We start from the raw sequence: 18,514 nt of genomic DNA, 5'->3' as shown, positions 1-18,514 counted from the left end.
ATGCCAGGCCCTCGTTGGGCTTCGCTGCGCTCAGACCAACCTACGGCAGGACTGCGTCCTGCTTGGCGAATGAATTCGCCCCTACATCGGCACAGTTCGCTCTTGTAGGTTGTGGCTGAGCGACGCGAAGCCCAACGATTCGCGGGCAGGCCCTACGGCAGGACTGCGTCCTGCTTCGCGAATGAATTCGCTCCCACCGCAGCTGTCTTTCATGCCATGTTTTCCGACATGAATCGCAAGGCAGCCCCTTTCATGAACAACCTCGTCCCGCGCATCGTCATCCTCGCCACGCTACTGACCCTGGCCGCCTGCGGTACACAACGGCCGGAGGAGCCGGTGCTGCGGCCGGCCGAGGTGCGTGCCAAGGTCGTGAAGCTGATGCCGGCCAAGGTGACGGATCGCCAGGGCTGGGCCGCTGATATCCAGGCCGCCTTCGCCGCGCAGGACATCTCACCCAGTAACAGCAACCTTTGCGCGGTGCTGGCAGTCACCGAGCAGGAATCCACCTACCAGGTGGACCCGCCCGTGCCGGGGTTGGCGAAGATCGCCCGGCAGGAAATCCTGCGTCGCGCCGGTGGCCTGCATGTACCGGCCTTCGTGGTGAATTCCGCCCTGAAGATCGACTCACCCAACGGCAAGACCTACGACCAACGCTTGTCCGCCGCACGTACGGAGAAGGAACTGAGCGCCATCTTCGACGACTTCATCGACATGGTGCCCCTGGGCCGGAAACTGTTTGGTAACTTCAACCCGGTGCACACCGGCGGCCCCATGCAAGTGAGCATCGCCTTCGCCGAAGCCAGCGCGAAGGACTACCCGTACCCGGTCAAGGGTTCCATTCGCCAGGAGGTCTTCACCCGGCGTGGTGGCATGTACTTCGGCATCGCCCACCTGTTGGGCTACCCGGCGCACTATCCGAAGCAGCTGTACCGCTTCGCCGACTTCAACGCCGGCTGGTACGCCAGCCGCAATGCCGCCTTCCAGAATGCCGTGAGCCTGGCCTCGGGCATTCCCCTGGAGCTGGACGGTGACCTGGTGATCCACGGCTCCAGCAAGGCGGGCGCCACCGAACTCGCGGTGCGCGCCTTGCAGAAACAACTGGACCTCAGCGACTCGGCCATCCGTCGCGCTTTGCTCAAGGGTGACACCCTGGAGTTCGAGGAAACCGACCTGTACGAACAGGTGTTCGCCCTGGCCGAGAAGATCGAGCGGCGCAAGCTGCCCCGCGAAGTGATGCCGGGCATCGACCTGAAGAGCCCGAAGATCACCCGCAAGCTCACCACCAAGTGGTTTGCCGAGCGGGTGGATGGGCGCTACCAGGGCTGCATGAAGCGCGCCTCAGGGCTCTGAGCCACAGGTCAGAGGAAGGCCTTGGAATAGGTGCTGCGCTCCATGTCCTGCATCTGCACGCTGAGCTGCACGTCGAGGCCATCGGGTTTGTTGAAGGTCTGCTCGATGGCTTCCAGCACGCCACGGGAGAGCGCCTGCTTGACGTTCTCCGGACGGCCCGAGAGCAGCCACAGCGTGGCATGTACGAAGCCCCGGCCGTCGCTGGCGGCGCCCACCAGGAAATGCTCATGGCGTACGGCGCGGCTCTTGATGTCCGCTTCGGAGAAGTGACCGGTGTCAGCCAGGAAACCATTGCAGGCGGCGAGGGTGGCGGCGGCATCGAAGCCGGTGAGGTTGGCGCTGTACTCGATGACGAGATGGGGCATGGGGCTTTCCTGTTCGTGAGGTTGTACTCGTGTTCCGGGCGCATCAGGCGCCCGGTTGTGAAGCGCTTTCCGCCTCAAGGGCCTGCCACAGCAAGCGGGCCGGCGCGGACAACGGCGCGCCCCGGCGCATCACCACCGAGAAGGGCTCACTGCGCGAACGCAGTTGCAGGCGCAGGCAGGCGAGGCTGCCCAGGTGGATCGCTTCGTCCGCCACTTCGCGAGGCATCAGGGCGATCAGCTGCGGATTCTGCCGCAGCAGCATTACGGTGGTCAGCGTCGAGGCGGTCTCCAGCGGGTAGCGCGGGAACTCCAGCCCCGCCTGGCTGAACTCGCGCTCCAGCACCAGGCGCATGGGCATGTTGGCGGGGTATACCACCCAGGGGTAGTTGGCCAGTTCCACCAGCTCCAGCTCCTTGGCACCCGCCAGCGGGTGCGCCGGATTGGCCATGACCTTCAGGGTTTCGCCATAGAGCACCTGGGCATCGTAGGCGTCGGGCCGTGGGCTCACGCTGGTGCGGCAGACGGCCAGGTCCAGACGGCCCTGGTCGATCAGGCCCAGCAGACGGGCGCTGGTGTCTTCCACCACCTCCACCGACAACTCCGGCTGGGTGTCCCGCAGTCGCTCCAGGCTGCGTGCCAGCAGCGGCACCGCGCCCATCACCGCGCCCACCGAAAGGCGACCGCCCTGGCCCTGGAGAATGCCGATCATCTCTTCCCGCAGGTGCGCCAGGTCAGTGTGGATCAGGCGCGCATAGCGAATCGCGCAGCGGCCCAGGTCGTTGGCTTCCAGGCCCTGGCTGGTGCGGTTGAACAGGCGCATGCCGAAGGCGGCTTCGATCTCGTTCAGCGCCTTGGTGGCGCCGGGCTGGGTAATGGCGACCTGCTCGGCGGCCTTGTGCAGCGAACCCTGTTCATCGAGGGCGATGAGCAGACGCAGTTGCTTCAGGCGCAGGCGGGAAACCAGGGCGGGGAGGGAAGCGATCATGGGGGGATGACCAGAAGTTATCGCGGGATCAGAAGCTCTCATTAGGCAGGCCGGCGGGGGATTCGTAAAGTCCCGGCCAACACCCCGCAACGAGAGTCATCGCCATGAGACTGATCCAGTTCGAGACCGCCACCGGCCAGCGCCATGTTGGCGTGATCGAGGGTGAGCAGGTCCAGGTCCTGCGCGCCACTGCCAGCACCCGCGCCCTTGCCCTGGCCGCCATCGCCGCCGGCCGCAGCCTGCGGGACGAAGTCCTGAGCCGTGGCACCGAACCCGGTCCGGCCTACCGCGAATTGCTGGAAGCCGGCCGCGTACTGCCGCCCCTGGACCATGAAGACCCGGCCCATTGCCTGGTCAGCGGCACCGGCCTGACCCACCTGGGCAGCGCCTCCACCCGCGACAAGATGCACCAGCAGAAGGCCCAGGACGAGGCCACCCTGACCGACACCATGCGCATGTTCAAATGGGGCGTGGAGGGCGGCAAACCCGGCGCCGGCAATGTCGGTGCGCAGCCGGAATGGTTCTACAAGGGTGACGGCGGCATCGTCGTGCGACCCGGCGCCGACTTCCCCGTGCCGGCCTTCGCCGAGGACGCCGGAGAAGAGCCCGAGCTGGTGGGCCTCTATGTGGTAGGCGAGGACGGCCAGCCCTATCGCCTGGGCTATGCGCTGGGCAATGAGTTCTCCGACCACGTACTGGAGCGCCGCAGCTACCTCTACCTGGCCCATTCCAAGCTGCGCTTCTGCGCCTACGGTCCCGAGCTGCGCGTGGGCGAGCTGCCAGCGCACCTGGCCGGTACCAGTCGCATCCGGCGCAATGGCGAGGTGATCTGGGAGAAGGAGTTCCTCTCCGGCGAAGACAACATGTGCCACAGCCTGGAAAACCTCGAATACCACCACTTCAAGTACGCGCAGTTCCTGCGTCCGGGCGATGTCCACGTGCATTACTTCGGCACCGCGACCCTGTCCTTTGCCGACGGCATCAAGGCCGGTCCGGGCGACCGTTTCGAGATCGAGATGGCCGAATTCGGCGCGCCCCTGGTCAACGGCATTGCCCGAGAAGAAGAGCACCTGGCGCCCGGCGCTGTCCGCTCCCTGTAAGCGCCGCCAGCGGCGGCACCCGCGCTTGTAAGCCGCGTACCCACGAGGTGCGTGCCTGACGCGATTCATTCATTTCCGGCCACCGCTCGCGGCGGCCACCCTCAACCCACAAGGTCAGGGAGACGAGCATGACCGTCATCACCGGTTTCAACTTCATCGCCGGCGGCCGCAGCGCCGCCGGCCCCGTTACCGTGCAGAGTTTCGATGCCACCAGCGGCGAAGCGCTGCCCTTTGCTTTCCACCAGGCCACCGAGGCCGAGGTGGACGCCGCTGCCCGCGCCGCCGAGGCGGCCTATCCCGCTTTCCGCAGCCTGCCGGCCAGCCGTCGCGCCGAGTTCCTCGACGCCATTGCCGAAGAACTGGACGCCCTGGGCGACGACTTCATCGCCACTGTCTGCAGCGAAACCGCGCTACCCACCGCCCGCATCCAGGGTGAGCGTGGCCGCACCAGTGGCCAGATGCGCCTGTTCGCCACTGTGCTGCGTCGGGGCGACTTCTACGGCGCCCGCATCGACCGCGCATTGCCCGAGCGCAAGCCCCTGCCGCGTCCGGACCTGCGCCAGTACCGCATCGGCGTCGGCCCGGTCGCCGTGTTCGGCGCCAGCAACTTCCCGTTGGCCTTCTCCACGGCCGGTGGCGACACCGCAGCCGCCCTGGCCGCCGGTTGCCCGGTGGTGTTCAAGGCCCACAGCGGGCACATGGCGACCGCCGAGTGGGTGGCCGATGCCATCGTCCGTGCGGCAGAGAAAACCGCCATGCCAGCCGGTGTGTTCAACATGATCTACGGCGGCGGCGTCGGTGAGTGGCTGGTCAAGCACCCGGCGATCCAGGCCGTTGGCTTCACCGGCTCCCTGCGCGGCGGTCGTGCCCTCTGCGACATGGCGGCAGCGCGCCCGCAGCCGATTCCAGTGTTCGCCGAGATGAGCAGCATCAACCCGGTCTTGCTGATGCCCGAAGCCCTCAAGGTCCGTGGCGATAAGGTGGCTACAGAACTGGCCGCCTCCGTGGTGTTGGGTGCCGGGCAGTTCTGCACCAACCCGGGCCTGGTGATCGGCATCCGCTCGCCAGAGTTTTCCGCCTTCCTCGAACGCTTCACCGCCCTCATGGGCGACCAGCCGGCGCAGACGCTGCTCAACGCCGGTGGCCTGAAGAGCTATTGCCACGGTCTCGATGGCCTCCACCGTCATCCCGGTATCACCCATCTGGCGGGCAACCCGCAGGAAGGCGGCAAGGCCCAGGCGCAGTTGTTCAAGGCCGACGCGAGCCTGCTGCTGGAAGGGGATGAACTGCTGCAGGAAGAAGTCTTCGGTCCTGCGACGGTGGTCGTCGAAGTGGCCGACAAGGATGAGCTCGTGCGTGCATTGCGAGGGCTGCGCGGCCAGCTCACCGCCACCCTGATCGCCGAATCGGCCGACCTCGCCAGCTTCGGCGAGCTTTCCAGCCTGCTGGAACAGAAGGTCGGGCGCCTGCTGCTCAACGGCTATCCGACCGGCGTGGAAGTCTGCGATGCCATGGTTCACGGTGGTCCTTACCCGGCCACCTCGGATGCCCGTGGCACCTCCGTCGGGACCTTCGCCATCGACCGCTTCCTGCGTCCGGTGTGCTACCAGAACTACCCGGATGCGTTGCTGCCGGACGCGCTGAAAGATGCCAATCCGTTAGGCATCCAGCGCCTGGTCGACGGAGAAAGCACGCGCAGCGCGATCTGATCCGGCGCGGTTCAGAACCTCCATCCGGTGCTGCGGTTGTCCGCTGCGCTGGGGGAGGTTCTGTGCTTTCCGGGGTCGAAGAAGCTGGGTGGCTATCATTCAGCGTTTCGCCCCGAGACCGGTCTTGACCACCGAGAGGAGCTTTTCATGAAGATCGTTGTGACCAGCGTGTTGGTGGACGACCAGGTGAAGGCGCTGGCCTTCTACCGCGACCTGCTTGGCTTCGAGCTGAAGCACGATATTCCCATGGGCGCCCATCGTTGGCTCACGCTCACTTCACCGGGTGACCCCAATGGCGTCGAGCTGCTGCTGGAGCCGGATGTGCATCCGGCTGCCGGGCCGTTCAAGGCAGCGATCAAACAGGATGGAATTCCCTTTACCTCCTTCGGTGTCGACGACGTGCACGCCGAGCACGCCCGGCTCAGCGCCGCCGGCGTCCACTTCACGCAGCCGCCGACCGCCATGGGGCCGGTCATCCTCGCCGTGTTCGACGATACCTGCGGCAACCTCATCCAGATCGTCCAGCAGGTTTGAACCGAGGGAGGCTAAGCGGAAATCGCGGCTAGGGCTGCGTCCTGTCCGCGCCGTTGGCAATCGGCTGCTTGCCCGGATTCGGCTTGTAGAAGAGGAAGCGCCGGGTCTGCGCCGTCCTGGCGTACTCGTGGGCCCAGTCGGGTGAAACGGTGCGGTCGTGGAAGTACAGCGCACCCTCAGTGCGATCCTTCAGTTGGCCATTGAGCGCCTTGCGGGCGATCTCCTTGGCCAGTTCGTAACGTTCGTCCTCCACCACTTCATCGGGGCGGCCATCGCACCACCAGGAGAATTGGCAGCTCTTGGTCTCCGAGCCCTGCTTGACCACGGTGCAGACGGTGTCCGGGAAGTCGTCGCTGGCCAGCCGGTTCATCACCACATTGGCGACCGCCTCCATTTCGTAGGGTGGCTCGCCCTTGGCTTCCCAGTAGATGGAACGCGCGAGGCAGGTGATGGCGTCGTCCAGTGGCGCCGCGCCGGCCGGGTCCACGGCCTGCGCCTCGCTGGGGGTGATGGGGGCGACCTCGACGCTGGACGGCGGTTGGTCCTGGGCAGCCTTTTCTTCCAGCACCTCGGCCTTGTTTTCCGCCGCCTCGGCTTTCTCGGTGTCGGCGGCCGATGCGTAACCGCCCAGAAGCAAGACGGCTACGCAGAGGAACCCGGGGATCCAGCGCATCTTGGACCTCGCTGATGACATGCCATCAAGGCCGCCACGTGACAGCGAGGAACGGGGCGGCAGTCGGCGGGTCCGAGCCGCTGGGTCGACCCGCTTGAGGGATAGACTGCAGCCCCGCGCATTCATTCCATTGAAGAACGCTGGAGCCCCCGAACGGCGCGGGCTTGAGGCGCTAGGTCGTGCTCGCCTTCAGCGCTGCATGACATAGGTGCCGGGTGCGGGGCAGAGCGGCGGATGTTTGCGCGAACCGGCTTTTTTCGGCGCGGCCAGGCTTTCGCCCGAGCGCTGCTGAATCCACTCACGCCAGTGGGACCACCAACTGCCTTGCTGGCGCTCGCCGGCATTCTGCAGCCAGGTTTCCGGGTCGCTGGAACTGGCGGGCGCCGCGTAGTAGAACGACTTCGGGTTGCCCGGCGGGTTGACCAGGCTCTGCAGATGTCCGGCGTTGGACAGCACGTAGGTAGCGTCCTCGCCGAACAGGCGCGCCGTGCCGTAGCAGCCTTGCCAGGGCGTGATGTGGTCGGTGGTGCCGCCGACTACATAGGCACCGACCTTCACTTGGGTCATGTCGATGGATTCGCCGGCAATCGAGAGGGTGCCCGGGTTGCTGTAGGGGTTCTGCTGGACCAGGTCGAGGTAATCCGCATGCAACTGGGCGGGCAGGCGGGTGGTGTCGTTGTTCCAGGCGAGAATGTCGAAGGCTGGCGGCTTGTTGCCCAGCAGGTAGTTGTTGACCCAGTAATTCCAGATCAGGTCGTTGGGGCGCATCCAGGCGAACATGCGCGCCATGTCCTGGCCACTCAATACGCCCTTGCGCTTCGAGCTGGCTTTGGCAGCGCGCAATGCGGCTGGTGTGGCGAACAGCCCAAGGGTGGTGTCGTCCAGTGCGGACGGCATGTCGAGCACGCACACGGCCCAACTGGTATTGGCCACCTTGTGGCCTTCGCCCCGGGCTGCGAGCCAACCGAGGTAGGCCGCCAGGGTGATACCGCCCGAGCAGGAGCCCCACATGTTCACGTCCGGGCTGCCGGTGATCTGGCAGGCCACATCCACTGCCTCGTCGAGGCACAGGGCGTACTGGGAGAGGCCCCAGTCGCGGTGCTCGCTGGTGGGGTTGCGCCAGCTGATGACGAACAGGTTCACGCCGCTGTCCTGAATCCACTTGATCAGGCTTTTTTCCGGCGAAAGGTCGATGGCGTAGTACTTGTTGATCTGCGGGGGCGACATCACCAGGGGCCGTGCATAGACGTTCGGTGTGGTCGGTGCGAATTGAAGCAGTTCGAACATCTCGTTGCGGAACACCACCTCGCCCTTGGCGGTGGCAATGTTCTCCCCGACTTTGAACGGCGTGCTGTCGACCTGCTCTGGAAGCCCGCGCTTGTTCAGCATGTCCCGGGCGAAGTGTCGGACGCCCCGGGCCAGGCTTAAACCACCGGTATCCACCAGCTTGCGCAGGGCGACGGGGTTGGTCAGCGGCGAGTTACTGGGCGCCACCGCGTCGGCCAGGAGCGACGCAACGAACTGGGCGCGACTCTTTTCCATGGGCGGGAGATCAGTGGACTCGATGAAGCGGTTGAGCTCGCCCTGGCCAGCCAGGTAGCTCTGCAGCAGGCCCCGCAGGAAGACGTTGGACTGCCAGGCCGGATCGGCGAAGCGCTTGTCCTTGGGATCGGGCGCAATGGTGGAGGAACCGCCAACGATGGCGCGCAGTTCCTTGAGGTATCCGCCCAGATGGGAGCTGGCCTTGAGCGGGGATTGGCCCAGCGCCTTGAGCAGGTAGCCGGCCGAACCGACCAGGTCCGCCGCGCGCACGCTGACCAGCGGATTACCCGCCAGCGTCTGGTTTGTCGCAGTGCCGATCAGCTCGTGTTGCGGGGACGGAAGGTCGGCCTCCTTGCGGGGGCGACGGGGCTTGGCAGTTGCGGGGCGGGGTTTGGCCGCCGAGGCCTTCGACGTGCGGGGGGATTTGCTCATGGAACTCTCGTTTTGTTCTTCTTCGGGAAACAACAGCGACTCTAGGCCCCATGAGGCGTCGACAGCCTTGCATCCCGCGACAGGCGATTTTCATTTCATGACAGGGGCAGCCTCGGTCGACGAGGGGAAGGGGTGCATTACCTGTAGGAGCTGGCTTGCCAGCGAATGGCCCCGTTTCGCTAGCAAGCTAGCTCCTACACTGCGCCGGTGGGGGGATGAGGGCACTGCCAGGGCCCTCGAAAGCATCACTCCGCCTGGGAGCCCATGATCCTCGCCATGACATCGGGCTGCGGCACGCCCTGCTGTTGCTGCAGACGGCCCTTGTCATCCAGGTAGAACACGGACGGCGTCGCCTGGGCACCCATTTCGCCCATCAGGTCGAGATTCTCCGCGAGGTTCTTGCGGATTTCGCCAGGCACCTTGTCCGCCGCTTTGAGGGTACTGCCCTTGCCGGCTGCTTCGTGCGCGTTGAGGGCGGCCTGCGGGTCCTTGGCGCCGAGCAGGGCGGCGGCCTTGCCTGGACTGTCCGGGCGCAGCATGCCGACCATGATGTGGCGCAACTGCACTTTGCCGCTCTCGACCCAGGGCCGCGCCTGTTGCCAGAACAGGTTGCAGTAGGGGCAGTTGGGGTCGCTGAACAGGTAGACGATGCGTGGCGCCTTGGGGCTGCCGTCGGCGATCCAGGCGCTCTTTTCCATCCGCTCCCACATTTCCTTGCCCATGGGCGCGAACACGTATTGCTCCAGCGCCTGTTGGCCAACGTCTGCGCCCTGGGCGTCGAGCAGGCTGCCAATCAGCACATGCTCGCCATCGGGCGTGAGATACAGCGTCATCCCCTGGCCGTTGTAGCGGGCGGCATAGCCCTTGAGTCCACCCGGGGCGTCGAAGGTGCCGACCACCTTGGCACCACGGGCCTCCACAGCCTTGATCGGCGCCGGCCAATCGGCGGCGTGGGCGGTGCTGATGGTCGACAGGCCGATGCCGGCGAGCGCACAGGTGAGTTGCTGGAGTCGCGTCATTGCTGATTGTCCTTATCAAGGGATTCCAGGGCGCGCGCCAGGCTCGCCCGCGAAAGTTCGCCCAGGTGGCTGCCGACCTGGCGGCCACTGGCGTCGTAGAACAGGGTGGTGGGCAGCGCTGTGGAGCCCACGCTCTGGCCCAGCCGGTTGCCGCTGTCGAGCAGGATGTTGTCCAGGACCAGGCCTTGGCCATCCAGGAAGCGGCTGACGGCTTCAGCCGCCTCGCCCTGGTTGACGAATAGGAACAGGGTGTCGGGATGGGCGGCCTGGGCCGCCGCCAGCACCGGCATCTCGCGCCGGCAGGGCGGGCACCAGGTGGCCCAGAGATTGATGACCAGCGGCTTGCCGGCAAGGCTTTGCAGCGCCACCGGGCGGCCCTGGATATCCAGCAGGGCCAGTTCCGGCAGACGCGTGGCGCGGTCCAGGGCGTGCCAGGTGAAGGTGCCCAGTCCCCAACTCGCGACGCCGACCGCCATGGCGATGCCCAGCGGTTTGCGCAAGGCGAGCGTGCGCCACAGCAGCCAGCCACCCAGGAGCAGGGCGGCGAGCACGCCGGGCCAGGCGATGAAACCCCCGTCGCGGATGTCGATTACCCGCCAGGGCTCTTCGCGGAAGTGCTCGAAATACGTGATGACGAAGGCCAGTCGTGCCGCCAGCAAGGCCACCAGCAACAGGCGGAACAGCCAGCGCTCCGGGTTGTGGCCGTGGCGCCGGCCGATCCACCAGCCGCAGAGGGTGGCCAGTAGCAGGCTGCCAAGGATCAGCACGTGGGGCAGTGCCAGGGCGAATGGACCCAGATTCAACGTCAACATCAGCCGCGCTCCCGAACCGCGTTCCAGCGCTTCAGGAAGGCCTGGGCGTCTACTTCACCGGTGATACGAGCGTCGCGGCGTTCCTGGCCATCGGGGCCGATCCAGAGCAACGTCGGCGGGCCGAGTACCTGGTAGCGGTCGAGCAGGGCACGGCTGTTGGCGTCACTGCGGGTCACGTCCGGGCGCAGGATTCGCACGCCAGCAAGGCTCGCTTGCACCTCGGTGTTGCCGAACACCTCTTTCTCCATGACCTTGCAGGACACGCACCAGTCCGCGTAGTAGTCCACCAGCACCCACTGCCCCTGGGCCTTGGCGGCGGCCAGCTCACGGTCGAGGGTGGCGGCGTCGCTGAAGTGGGCCTTGCTGCTCGACGTGGTATGCGGGCTGGTCGAGCCGGCATACACCGCCAGCGGGCGCTGGATATCCGTCGCGCCACCCGCAGCGCCAATCAGCAGGCTCACGCCCCACAGGCCCAGCACCATGCCGGCGGCGCGCGCGGGGACTAGCCGCGAGACATGGAAGAGGGCGGTGGCCAGGCTGACCAGCCAGACACCCCAGAGCGCCAGCCACAGGCTGTCGGCCAACAGCGGTCTGGCGACGAACAGGGCCGCTGCGAGGAAGAGGAAGCCGAACACGCCCTTGACCCGTTCCATCCAGGCACCGGGCTTGGGCAGGAAACGATTGCCCAGCGTCACCAGCAACAGCAGCGGCGTGCCGATGCCCAGGCCCAGGGCGAACAGCACCAGGCCGCCCTGCACCGCGCTGCCGCTCTGGGCGATGTACAGCAATGCGGCCGCCAGCGGTGCGGTCATGCAGGGGCCGACCAGCAGGCCGGACAACACGCCAAGCACGCCGGCACCCAGCAGGCTGCCGCCTTTCTGCTGGCGCCCGGCATTTTCCAGACGATCGCGCAGGGCCGTCGGCAGTTGCAGTTCGAACGCCCCGAACATGGGCAGGGCGAGCAGCACGAACACCCCAGCGAAGCTCGCCAGCAGCCAGGGTTGTTGCAGTGCTGCCTGCAGGTTGGCGCCCAGCCGCGCGGCCACTACGCCTAGCCCGGCGTAGACCAGTGCCATGGTCACCACGTAAGTGCCGGCGAGCGCGAAGCCGCGACGGGACGAGGCGCCGCCGCCGACTACGATGCCGGCGAGGATCGGCAGCATCGGCAAGGAGCAGGGAGTGAAGGCCAGCAGCAATCCCAGGCCGAAGAACAGCAGCAGGCTCCATGCCAGCGAGCGTTCCTGCAGGCCGCTGGCCAGGGCCTGGTCGTCGGCCTGAAGGGCGCCCGGTTCGCTGGAACCACTGGCGCTCAGTGCAACCTCGCGATTTTGCGGCGGGTAGCAGAGGCCGGCATCGGCGCAGCCCTGCCAGCCCAGGCGCACGCGCTCACCGGCTCCGGGCGGAACCTCCAGGGTCAGGCTCTGGCGATAGACCTCGGTGTCGCCGAAGAACTCGTCGCTATGGGGCTCACCGGTTGGCAGGCTGGGGCGGTTTGTCTCGGCCAGCCCCTGGAATTGCAGGCGCTGCTTGTACAGGTAGTAGCCGGGCGCGATCTGCCAATGCAGCCGGGTTGCGCCGTTCTCCAGGGGTGTGACGCTGAGGGCGAAGGCCCGGTCCACCGGGAGAAAGTCGGGTTGCGCATTGCCCAGCAACCCGCCGGCCGACGAGGCCAGGCCGGGCAACAGCAGGAACAGCGCGAGCATCAGGGCACGCATGAAGGCTCCATTGCGGTTTCAGGTGTACGGAAGATTGTGCCGGCGGCATTAACGGGGCATTAACAACGGCCGCACGGGCTGCATTAATGTCGCCTTAATCGGTAAGGTCCACCATCGACCCCATTTCAGCGGACGCGACTCCATGCATGTGCTCCTCGCCGAAGACGACGCCCTGATTGCCAGCGGCATCGTTGCCGGCCTCCTGGCCCAGGGCCTGACCGTCGACCACGCTGCCACGGCGGCCAGTGCCGAAGCGATGCTGCGCGCGGCGCGCTTCGATGTGCTCATCCTCGATCTCGGCCTGCCCGACGAAGACGGCATCGACCTGCTGCGGCGCCTGCGTCAGCGCGGGCTCGAACTGCCGGTGCTGGTCCTCACTGCACGGGATGCGGTGAGCGACCGGGTGATCGGCCTGCAGGCCGGTGCCGACGATTACCTGCTCAAACCTTTCGACTTGCGCGAACTGGCCGCGCGGCTGCACACGCTGATGCGTCGCGTGTCCGGGCGCCGCGTGAACCTCATCGAACACGGCCCGCTTTGCTATGACCCGAGCAGTTGCGAAGCGCGGCTGGAGGGTCGCCCCGTGGAACTTTCGCGGCGCGAGTTGGCGCTGTTGCAGGCGCTGCTGAACAACCCGGGTCGCGTGCTCAGTGCCGATCAACTCAAGGACGCGGTCTACGGCTTTGCCGAGGATGTGGAGAGCAATGCCCTGAACGTGCATATCCATCACCTGCGCCGCAAGCTCGGCAGCGGTATCGTCGAGACCGTGCGCGGCCTGGGCTATCGCCTCGGCCCGGCCAGCGGCGATAGCGGACGGGAGATGACGCCATGAGCCTGCGCCTTCGCCTGACCCTGATGCTGGGTTCCGCCTTTGTGGTGCTCTGGACCCTGGCGGCGACCTGGATGCTCTTCGACTTGCGTAACGAGATGATGCGTTCGCTGGACGAGCGGCTGGGGGCGTCCGCGCGGATGGTCGCCGGCTTGCTCGAACAGTTGCCGCAACCCGTGGCCAGCGATGGCACGCGCACGCCCATCAGCGCCGAGCGGCTGGGCATTCCCAATGGCATGGCCTGCCAGGTCAGTTCCCTGCGCGGCGAAGTGCTGGCTCGCAGCCACGCGGCGCCGGGACAGCAGCTGGACGCCGAGCGCGCGGGCTTTCATGACCAGATGATCGACGGCGTGCCCTGGCGCAGCTTCACCCTGTTGCACGGCGAACTGCGTGTCACCACGGCCGATCGCCTGGACGAGCGCGCTACCCTTGGGCGCTCGGTGCTGCTGGCGGCCGCGGTGCCGATGGTGGTGGCCCTGCTGGGCAGCCTGGGTCTGCTCTGGCTTGGCCTCGGACGCGGGCTGGCGCCGCTGCAGCGCATCCGCGAAGCGCTCACCCGGCGCAGCGCGGACTCCCTTCAACCCTTGCAAGTAGGCGCTTTGCCCGGCGAATTGCAGCCCCTGGTGGAAACCCAGAACCAGCTGTTCCAGCGCATCGCCCAGGCACTGGAACGCGAGCGACGGTTCACCGGCGACGCGGCCCATGAGCTGCGCAGCCCCCTCACTGCCATCAAGACCCACCTGCAAGTGGCGCGCATGACCCAAGGCGCGGCCGTCGACCAGGCGTTGGCCAACGCCGAAGCCGGCGCCGATCGCCTGCAGCGGACCCTGGAGCAGTTGCTGCTGCTGGCGCGGGTGGAGGGCAGTCTGGATTTCGAGGATGGCCTGCAGTGCAGCGCCGCAGAGGCGGCCAGGCTGGCCATCGAGGACGCCGGGCCGGGCGGGCGGGAGCGCATCGAGCTGGAGCTGCCGGATGATCTGCCTGCCGCGCCGCTGGATATTCCCATCGCGCTCGCGGTGGCGGCCCTGCGCAACCTGCTGGAGAACGCCCTGCGTCATAGCGATGCGCAGGTGAAGCTGGCCCTTGAGCGGCACGGCGACCAGGTGTGCTTCAGCGTGCGCGACCGGGGACCCGGCCTGCCGGCGGAAAAGCTGGCGCGCATGGGCCAGCGTTTTTGGCGCAGCGCTGACAGCGGCGGGAGTGGACTGGGCTTGTCCATCGTCCAGGCCATCGCCGAGCGCTGCGGTTGCACGCTGGAGTTCGCGAGTACGGAGGACGGCCTGAAGGTGACGTTGGCGGTTCGGCTGCAGCCAGCGACTTTCTAGAGCGGCGTCAGCTCGTTCATCACCGTATCCAGCGCCACGCGGGTGTCATCGAGCTGCACCAGCGACGCGTGCCGGGCGCCAAGGGCGTCGCGGTTCTTGATCGCGGTGAGGATGGCCTTGTGGCGGGGCAGGGCGAGTTGCTGGATGTTCGGGCGCAGGTTGGTGACGGTGATCGACTCGCGCAGCGGCAGCGACAGCATGTTGCACATGTAGGCGAGCAGGTCGTTGTGGGTGGCTTCAGCGATGGCGCGGTGGAAATCCAGGTCCGGCTGCAGCAGCTGCTCGCGGGTCTGGGCGGCTTCCATGCGCTTGTAAGCGTCTTCGATGGCGGCGATGTCGTCATCGGTGGCCGTCGTGGCGGCAAGGGCGGCGATTTCCGGTTCGAGGATGCGTCGCACCGCCACCAGGGTGTTGAAGAACTCGCTCTGCGGCGTGCTCTGCACCAGCCAGTAAAGGACGTCCGGGTCCAGCAGATGCCATTCATTGCGTGGGCGTACTACGGTGCCGACGCGTGGTTTCGAATAGACCAGCCCTTTGGCACTGAGCACGCGGGTCGCTTCCCGAAGTACCGGTCGGCTGACTTTGTATTCCTCGCAGAGCGTGGCTTCCAGAGGCAGCTTTTCCTCGGATTTGAAGCGGCCGGAAACAATGTGCATGCCCAGTTCTTGGACGATGCGGGCGTGCATGCTCTTGCGGGGTTTGGGGGTCTGGTAGTCCATCTGCGGCGCGCGGCTTGGAAATGATGCGGCGCATCATAACGGCGAGGGGAGATGGGACGCCAGAACGGCGCCCCGGCTCTCAGTGGGAATGGCGAGGCACGGCCGCGCCTCGGCAACCCACGAGGAAGTCGAAATCGCAGCCCTGGTCGGCCTGCAGCACGTGGTCCACATACAGCCGCGCATAGCCGCTGCTGAAGATATTCGCGCTGGTATCCGGCTGCAGGTCGGCCAGGCGGCCGGCGAGTTCCTCGTCGCTGATGTCCAGGTGCAGGCGGCCGCTGGCGCAGTCCAGTTCGATGTAGTCGCCATTGCGTACCGCTGCCAGGGGACCGCCGGCGGCCGCTTCCGGCGCCACGTGCAATACCACGGTGCCATAGGCGGTGCCACTCATCCGCGCATCGGATATCCGCACCATGTCGGTGACGCCCTTGGCCAGCACCTTGGGGGGAAGGCCCATGTTGCCCACCTCGGCCATCCCCGGATAACCCTTGGGCCCGGCGTTCTTCAGGACCAGTACGCAGGTTTCGTCGACATCCAGCTCCGGATCGGTGATGCGTGCCTTGTAGTCGTCGAAGTTCTCGAACACCACGGCGCGGCCACGGTGCTGCATCAGCTCCGGGCTGGCGGCGGAGGGCTTGAGCACCGCGCCTCGGGGCGCCAGGTTGCCGCGCAGGATGCACAGGCCGCCGTCGGCCACCAGGGGCTTGTCCAGCGGGCGGATCACTTCATCGTTGTACTGGGGGGCCGCCTGGCAGTTGTTCCAGAGGCTCTTGCCGTTGGCGGTGAGCGCCTGGGGGTTGGGCAGCAGGTTGGCTTCGCCGAGACGACGGATCACCGCCGGCAAACCGCCTGCGTAATAGAACTCTTCCATCAGGAAACGGCCGGAAGGCTGCAGGTCGACGATGGTCGGAGTGCCCTTGCCGACGCGCGTCCAGTCTTCCAGGTCCAGTTCGACGCCGATGCGGCCGGCGATGGCCTTCAGGTGGATCACCGCATTGGTGGAACCGCCGATGGCAGCGTTGACCCGAATCGCGTTCTCGAAGGCCTCGCGGGTGAGGATCTTCGACAGGCGCAGGTCCTCGGCAACCATTTCGACGATGCGCATGCCGGACAGGTGCGCCAACACATAGCGGCGCGCGTCCACTGCCGGGATGGCGGCGTTGTGCGGCAGGGAAGTGCCCAGCGCCTCGGCCATGCAGGCCATGGTGGAGGCGGTGCCCATGGTGTTGCAGGTGCCCGCCGAGCGGGACATGCCGGCCTCGGCGGAGAGGAATTCGTTGAGGTCGATTTCACCGGCCTTATAGGCCTCGTGCATCTGCCAGACGATGGTGCCGGCGCCGATGTCCTTGCCCTTGTGCTTGCCGTTGAGCATCGGCCCACCGGTGACGACGATGGCCGGCACATCGCAGCTGGCCGCGCCCATCAGCAGCGCCGGCGTGGTCTTGTCGCAGCCGGTCAGCAGCACCACGGCGTCCACCGGGTTGCCGCGAATGGCTTCTTCCACGTCCATGCTGGCCAGGTTGCGCGTGAGCATGGCGGTGGGGCGCAGGTTGGACTCGCCACTGGAGAACACCGGGAACTCCACCGGGTAGCCGCCGGCTTCCAGCACGCCTTTCTTCACGTGTTCGGCGATCTTGCGGAAGTGGGCGTTGCAGGGCGTCAGCTCGGACCAGGTGTTGCAGATGCCGATGATAGGCTTGCCCTGGAATTCGTGATCCGGGATGCCCTGGTTCTTCATCCAGCTGCGGTACATGAAGCCGTTCTTGTCGGCCGTGCCAAACCATTGGGCGGAGCGGAGCGTGGGTTTTTTCTCAGTCATGGCGCAGTCACTCTTATTGTATGACTATTTCGTAGAGGCGCTGCCGAATCTACCTGATGAAAAGCTGTTTTGAAATCGTTGCTCGATAAAAAGTATTACTATATTGTCTCCTTCACTTGGACGAGACGGGTATCTGCCATCTTCCCGCCGGACCGAGGCAACCGACCCATAAAAACAAGACAAGCTGGAGACCCGCCATGAATCCGGAAGCACGGATCATTCGTACGCTCACGCTCAGGTTGATTCCCTTCCTGATCCTGCTGTACCTCGTCGCCTACATCGACCGCTCCGCCGTGGGCTTCGCCAAGCTGCACATGAACGCAGACCTCGGCATCAGCGACATGGCCTACGGCTTTGGCGCGGGGCTGTTCTTCATCGGTTATTTCATCTTCGAAGTCCCCAGCAACCTGCTGCTGGAGCGCTACGGCGCCCGACGCTGGTTCGCTCGCATCCTGATCACCTGGGGTGCGATCACCGTGGGCATGTCGCTGGTGCAGGGCGCCCACAGCTTCTACCTCATGCGCTTCCTGCTGGGGGCCGCGGAGGCGGGCTTCTTCCCGGGCGTGCTGTACTACATCACCCGCTGGTACCCGGTGCGTAATCGCGGCAAGGTGCTGGGCCTGTTCATCCTCTCTCAGCCCATCGCGCTGATGGTCACCGGACCCTTGTCGGGAGCTTTGCTCGGCCTCAATGGCCTGGGCGGGCTGACCGGCTGGCAATGGCTGTTCATCCTGATCGGGATTCCCGCCATCCTGCTGGCCTGGCCGACGCTGAAGTACCTGCCCGACACGCCGAAGGACGCCCGCTGGCTGTCCGAGGCTGACCGCCAGTGGCTGAGCACGGAGCTTGAAAAGGACCGCCGGGAGTACGGTCAGACCGAACACCAGAACCCGCTGCGCGCCCTGACCGACCGCCGCGTGCTGCTGCTGGCGCTGCTATATCTGCCGGGCACCCTGAGCATTTATGGCCTGGGCCTGTGGCTACCGACCCTGGTGCACCAGTTCAGCGGAAGCGACCTGGCCACCGGCTTCATCACCTCGGTGCCTTACCTGTTCGGGGTGATCGGGCTGCTGGTGGTGCCGCGTAGCTCGGATCGTCTCAACGACCGCTACGGCCACCTCATCGTGCTCTACATCCTGGGCGCCCTGGGCCTGTTCTTCAGCGCCTGGCTGAACTCACCGGTGTTGCAGCTGGCGGCACTGAGCATGACCGCCTTCAGCCTGTTCTCGACCACCGCCATCTTCTGGGTACTGCCGGGGCGCTTCCTCACCGGTGCCAGCGCGGCGGCGGGCATTGCGCTGATCAATTCGTTCGGCAACCTGGGTGGCTACATCGGCCCGTTCGGCATCGGTGCGCTCAAGGAGTACACCGGCAGCCTGGCATCCGGCCTGTACTTCCTCTCCGCCGTACTGGCGTGCGGCGTGCTGCTGACCTGGCTCGTTTACGTGAAGCTTGAAAAGAAGGCCGCCGCCCCCAGCGGTGCGCTTGAGCAACAACCTTCCTGACAGCTAGTGCGAAAAAAGGCGGGCCATTGGCCCGCCTTCGTGCTTTCTGTAGGGGTGAATTCATTCGCCAAGCAGGACGCA

The 18,514-nt window shown here is 66.1% G+C and carries 16 protein-coding genes; 7 read left to right on the top strand and 9 right to left on the bottom strand.

The genetic code is table 11. The features are described 5' to 3' along the window. Positions 1–252: 252 nt before the first annotated feature. Positions 253–1,350, top strand: coding sequence for a DUF1615 domain-containing protein (locus DM872_RS09335; RefSeq protein WP_179059210.1), 1,098 nt, complete (start codon positions 253–255; stop codon positions 1,348–1,350). A gap of 8 nt (positions 1,351–1,358) precedes the next feature. Here DM872_RS09335 and DM872_RS09330 read toward each other — a convergent pair whose 3' ends face one another. Then, positions 1,359–1,715 (bottom strand): 5-carboxymethyl-2-hydroxymuconate Delta-isomerase, encoded by a 357-nt coding sequence (locus DM872_RS09330; RefSeq protein WP_179059209.1) that lies wholly within the window; start codon positions 1,713–1,715, stop codon positions 1,359–1,361. A gap of 43 nt (positions 1,716–1,758) precedes the next feature. Continuing rightward, positions 1,759–2,700, bottom strand: a complete 942-nt coding sequence (locus DM872_RS09325; RefSeq protein ID WP_179059208.1) for a LysR family transcriptional regulator — start codon at positions 2,698–2,700, stop codon at positions 1,759–1,761. A gap of 104 nt (positions 2,701–2,804) precedes the next feature. Here DM872_RS09325 and araD1 point away from each other — a divergent pair, with 104 nt between their 5' ends. The 3 genes from araD1 to DM872_RS09310 all read left to right on the top strand — a co-directional run bounded on the left by araD1 (position 2,805) and on the right by DM872_RS09310 (position 6,043). Further along, positions 2,805–3,800, top strand: coding sequence for an AraD1 family protein (gene araD1 / locus DM872_RS09320; protein ID WP_179059207.1), 996 nt, complete (start codon positions 2,805–2,807; stop codon positions 3,798–3,800). Between the two features lie 128 nt (positions 3,801–3,928). Next, positions 3,929–5,509: an aldehyde dehydrogenase (NADP(+)) gene (locus DM872_RS09315; protein ID WP_179059206.1), complete on the top strand. Its 1,581-nt coding sequence runs from the start codon at positions 3,929–3,931 to the stop codon at positions 5,507–5,509. A gap of 147 nt (positions 5,510–5,656) precedes the next feature. Further along, positions 5,657–6,043 carry a VOC family protein gene (locus tag DM872_RS09310; protein WP_179059205.1) on the top strand — a complete coding sequence of 129 codons (387 nt, stop codon included), beginning with the start codon at positions 5,657–5,659 and terminating at the stop codon, positions 6,041–6,043. Positions 6,044–6,071: 28 nt separating this feature from the next. On the opposite strand, the gene DM872_RS09305 is transcribed toward DM872_RS09310, so the two are convergent. From DM872_RS09305 to dsbD, 5 genes are all read right to left on the bottom strand, one after another. Next, on the bottom strand, positions 6,072–6,716 hold the full coding sequence (locus DM872_RS09305) for a cell wall hydrolase (RefSeq protein WP_179059204.1): 645 nt from the start codon (positions 6,714–6,716) through the stop codon (positions 6,072–6,074). Between the two features lie 189 nt (positions 6,717–6,905). Further along, positions 6,906–8,690: an alpha/beta fold hydrolase gene (locus DM872_RS09300; RefSeq protein ID WP_179059203.1), complete on the bottom strand. Its 1,785-nt coding sequence runs from the start codon at positions 8,688–8,690 to the stop codon at positions 6,906–6,908. 245 nt (positions 8,691–8,935) lie between these two features. Further along, on the bottom strand, positions 8,936–9,709 hold the full coding sequence (gene dsbG, locus DM872_RS09295) for a thiol:disulfide interchange protein DsbG (protein ID WP_179059202.1): 774 nt from the start codon (positions 9,707–9,709) through the stop codon (positions 8,936–8,938). Next, positions 9,706–10,521, bottom strand: a complete 816-nt coding sequence (locus tag DM872_RS09290; RefSeq protein ID WP_179059201.1) for a TlpA family protein disulfide reductase — start codon at positions 10,519–10,521, stop codon at positions 9,706–9,708. The genes dsbG and DM872_RS09290 overlap by 4 nt, the downstream gene beginning before the upstream one ends. Next, positions 10,521–12,236 (bottom strand): protein-disulfide reductase DsbD, encoded by a 1,716-nt coding sequence (gene dsbD, locus DM872_RS09285; protein ID WP_179059200.1) that lies wholly within the window; start codon positions 12,234–12,236, stop codon positions 10,521–10,523. Before dsbD ends, DM872_RS09290 begins: the two co-directional genes overlap by 1 nt. Before the next feature lie 142 nt (positions 12,237–12,378). Between dsbD and DM872_RS09280 the strand changes: the two genes are divergently transcribed. Then, the gene (locus DM872_RS09280; protein WP_179059199.1) at positions 12,379–13,068 is read left to right on the top strand and encodes a response regulator transcription factor; all 690 of its coding nucleotides are present in this window, start codon (positions 12,379–12,381) and stop codon (positions 13,066–13,068) included. Beyond that, on the top strand, positions 13,065–14,390 hold the full coding sequence (locus DM872_RS09275) for a sensor histidine kinase (RefSeq protein WP_179059198.1): 1,326 nt from the start codon (positions 13,065–13,067) through the stop codon (positions 14,388–14,390). The genes DM872_RS09280 and DM872_RS09275 overlap by 4 nt, the downstream gene beginning before the upstream one ends. Here the strand turns inward: DM872_RS09275 and DM872_RS09270 are convergent. Further along, on the bottom strand, positions 14,387–15,109 hold the full coding sequence (locus tag DM872_RS09270) for a FadR/GntR family transcriptional regulator (protein WP_179059197.1): 723 nt from the start codon (positions 15,107–15,109) through the stop codon (positions 14,387–14,389). The two genes, DM872_RS09275 and DM872_RS09270, sit on opposite strands and share 4 nt — an antisense overlap. Before the next feature lie 79 nt (positions 15,110–15,188). After that, positions 15,189–16,928 carry an IlvD/Edd family dehydratase gene (locus tag DM872_RS09265; protein ID WP_179059196.1) on the bottom strand — a complete coding sequence of 580 codons (1,740 nt, stop codon included), beginning with the start codon at positions 16,926–16,928 and terminating at the stop codon, positions 15,189–15,191. Positions 16,929–17,125: 197 nt separating this feature from the next. Here DM872_RS09265 and DM872_RS09260 point away from each other — a divergent pair, with 197 nt between their 5' ends. Beyond that, on the top strand, positions 17,126–18,433 hold the full coding sequence (locus DM872_RS09260; RefSeq protein ID WP_179059195.1) for an MFS transporter: 1,308 nt from the start codon (positions 17,126–17,128) through the stop codon (positions 18,431–18,433). Positions 18,434–18,514 lie beyond the last annotated feature (81 nt).

The organism is Pseudomonas taiwanensis, assembly GCF_013393345.1.
Classification (GTDB): Bacteria; Pseudomonadota; Gammaproteobacteria; order Pseudomonadales; family Pseudomonadaceae; genus Metapseudomonas; species Metapseudomonas resinovorans_C.
Note: the sequence above shows the minus strand (reverse complement) of the source record. Positions and strands in the feature narration are given on the sequence as shown.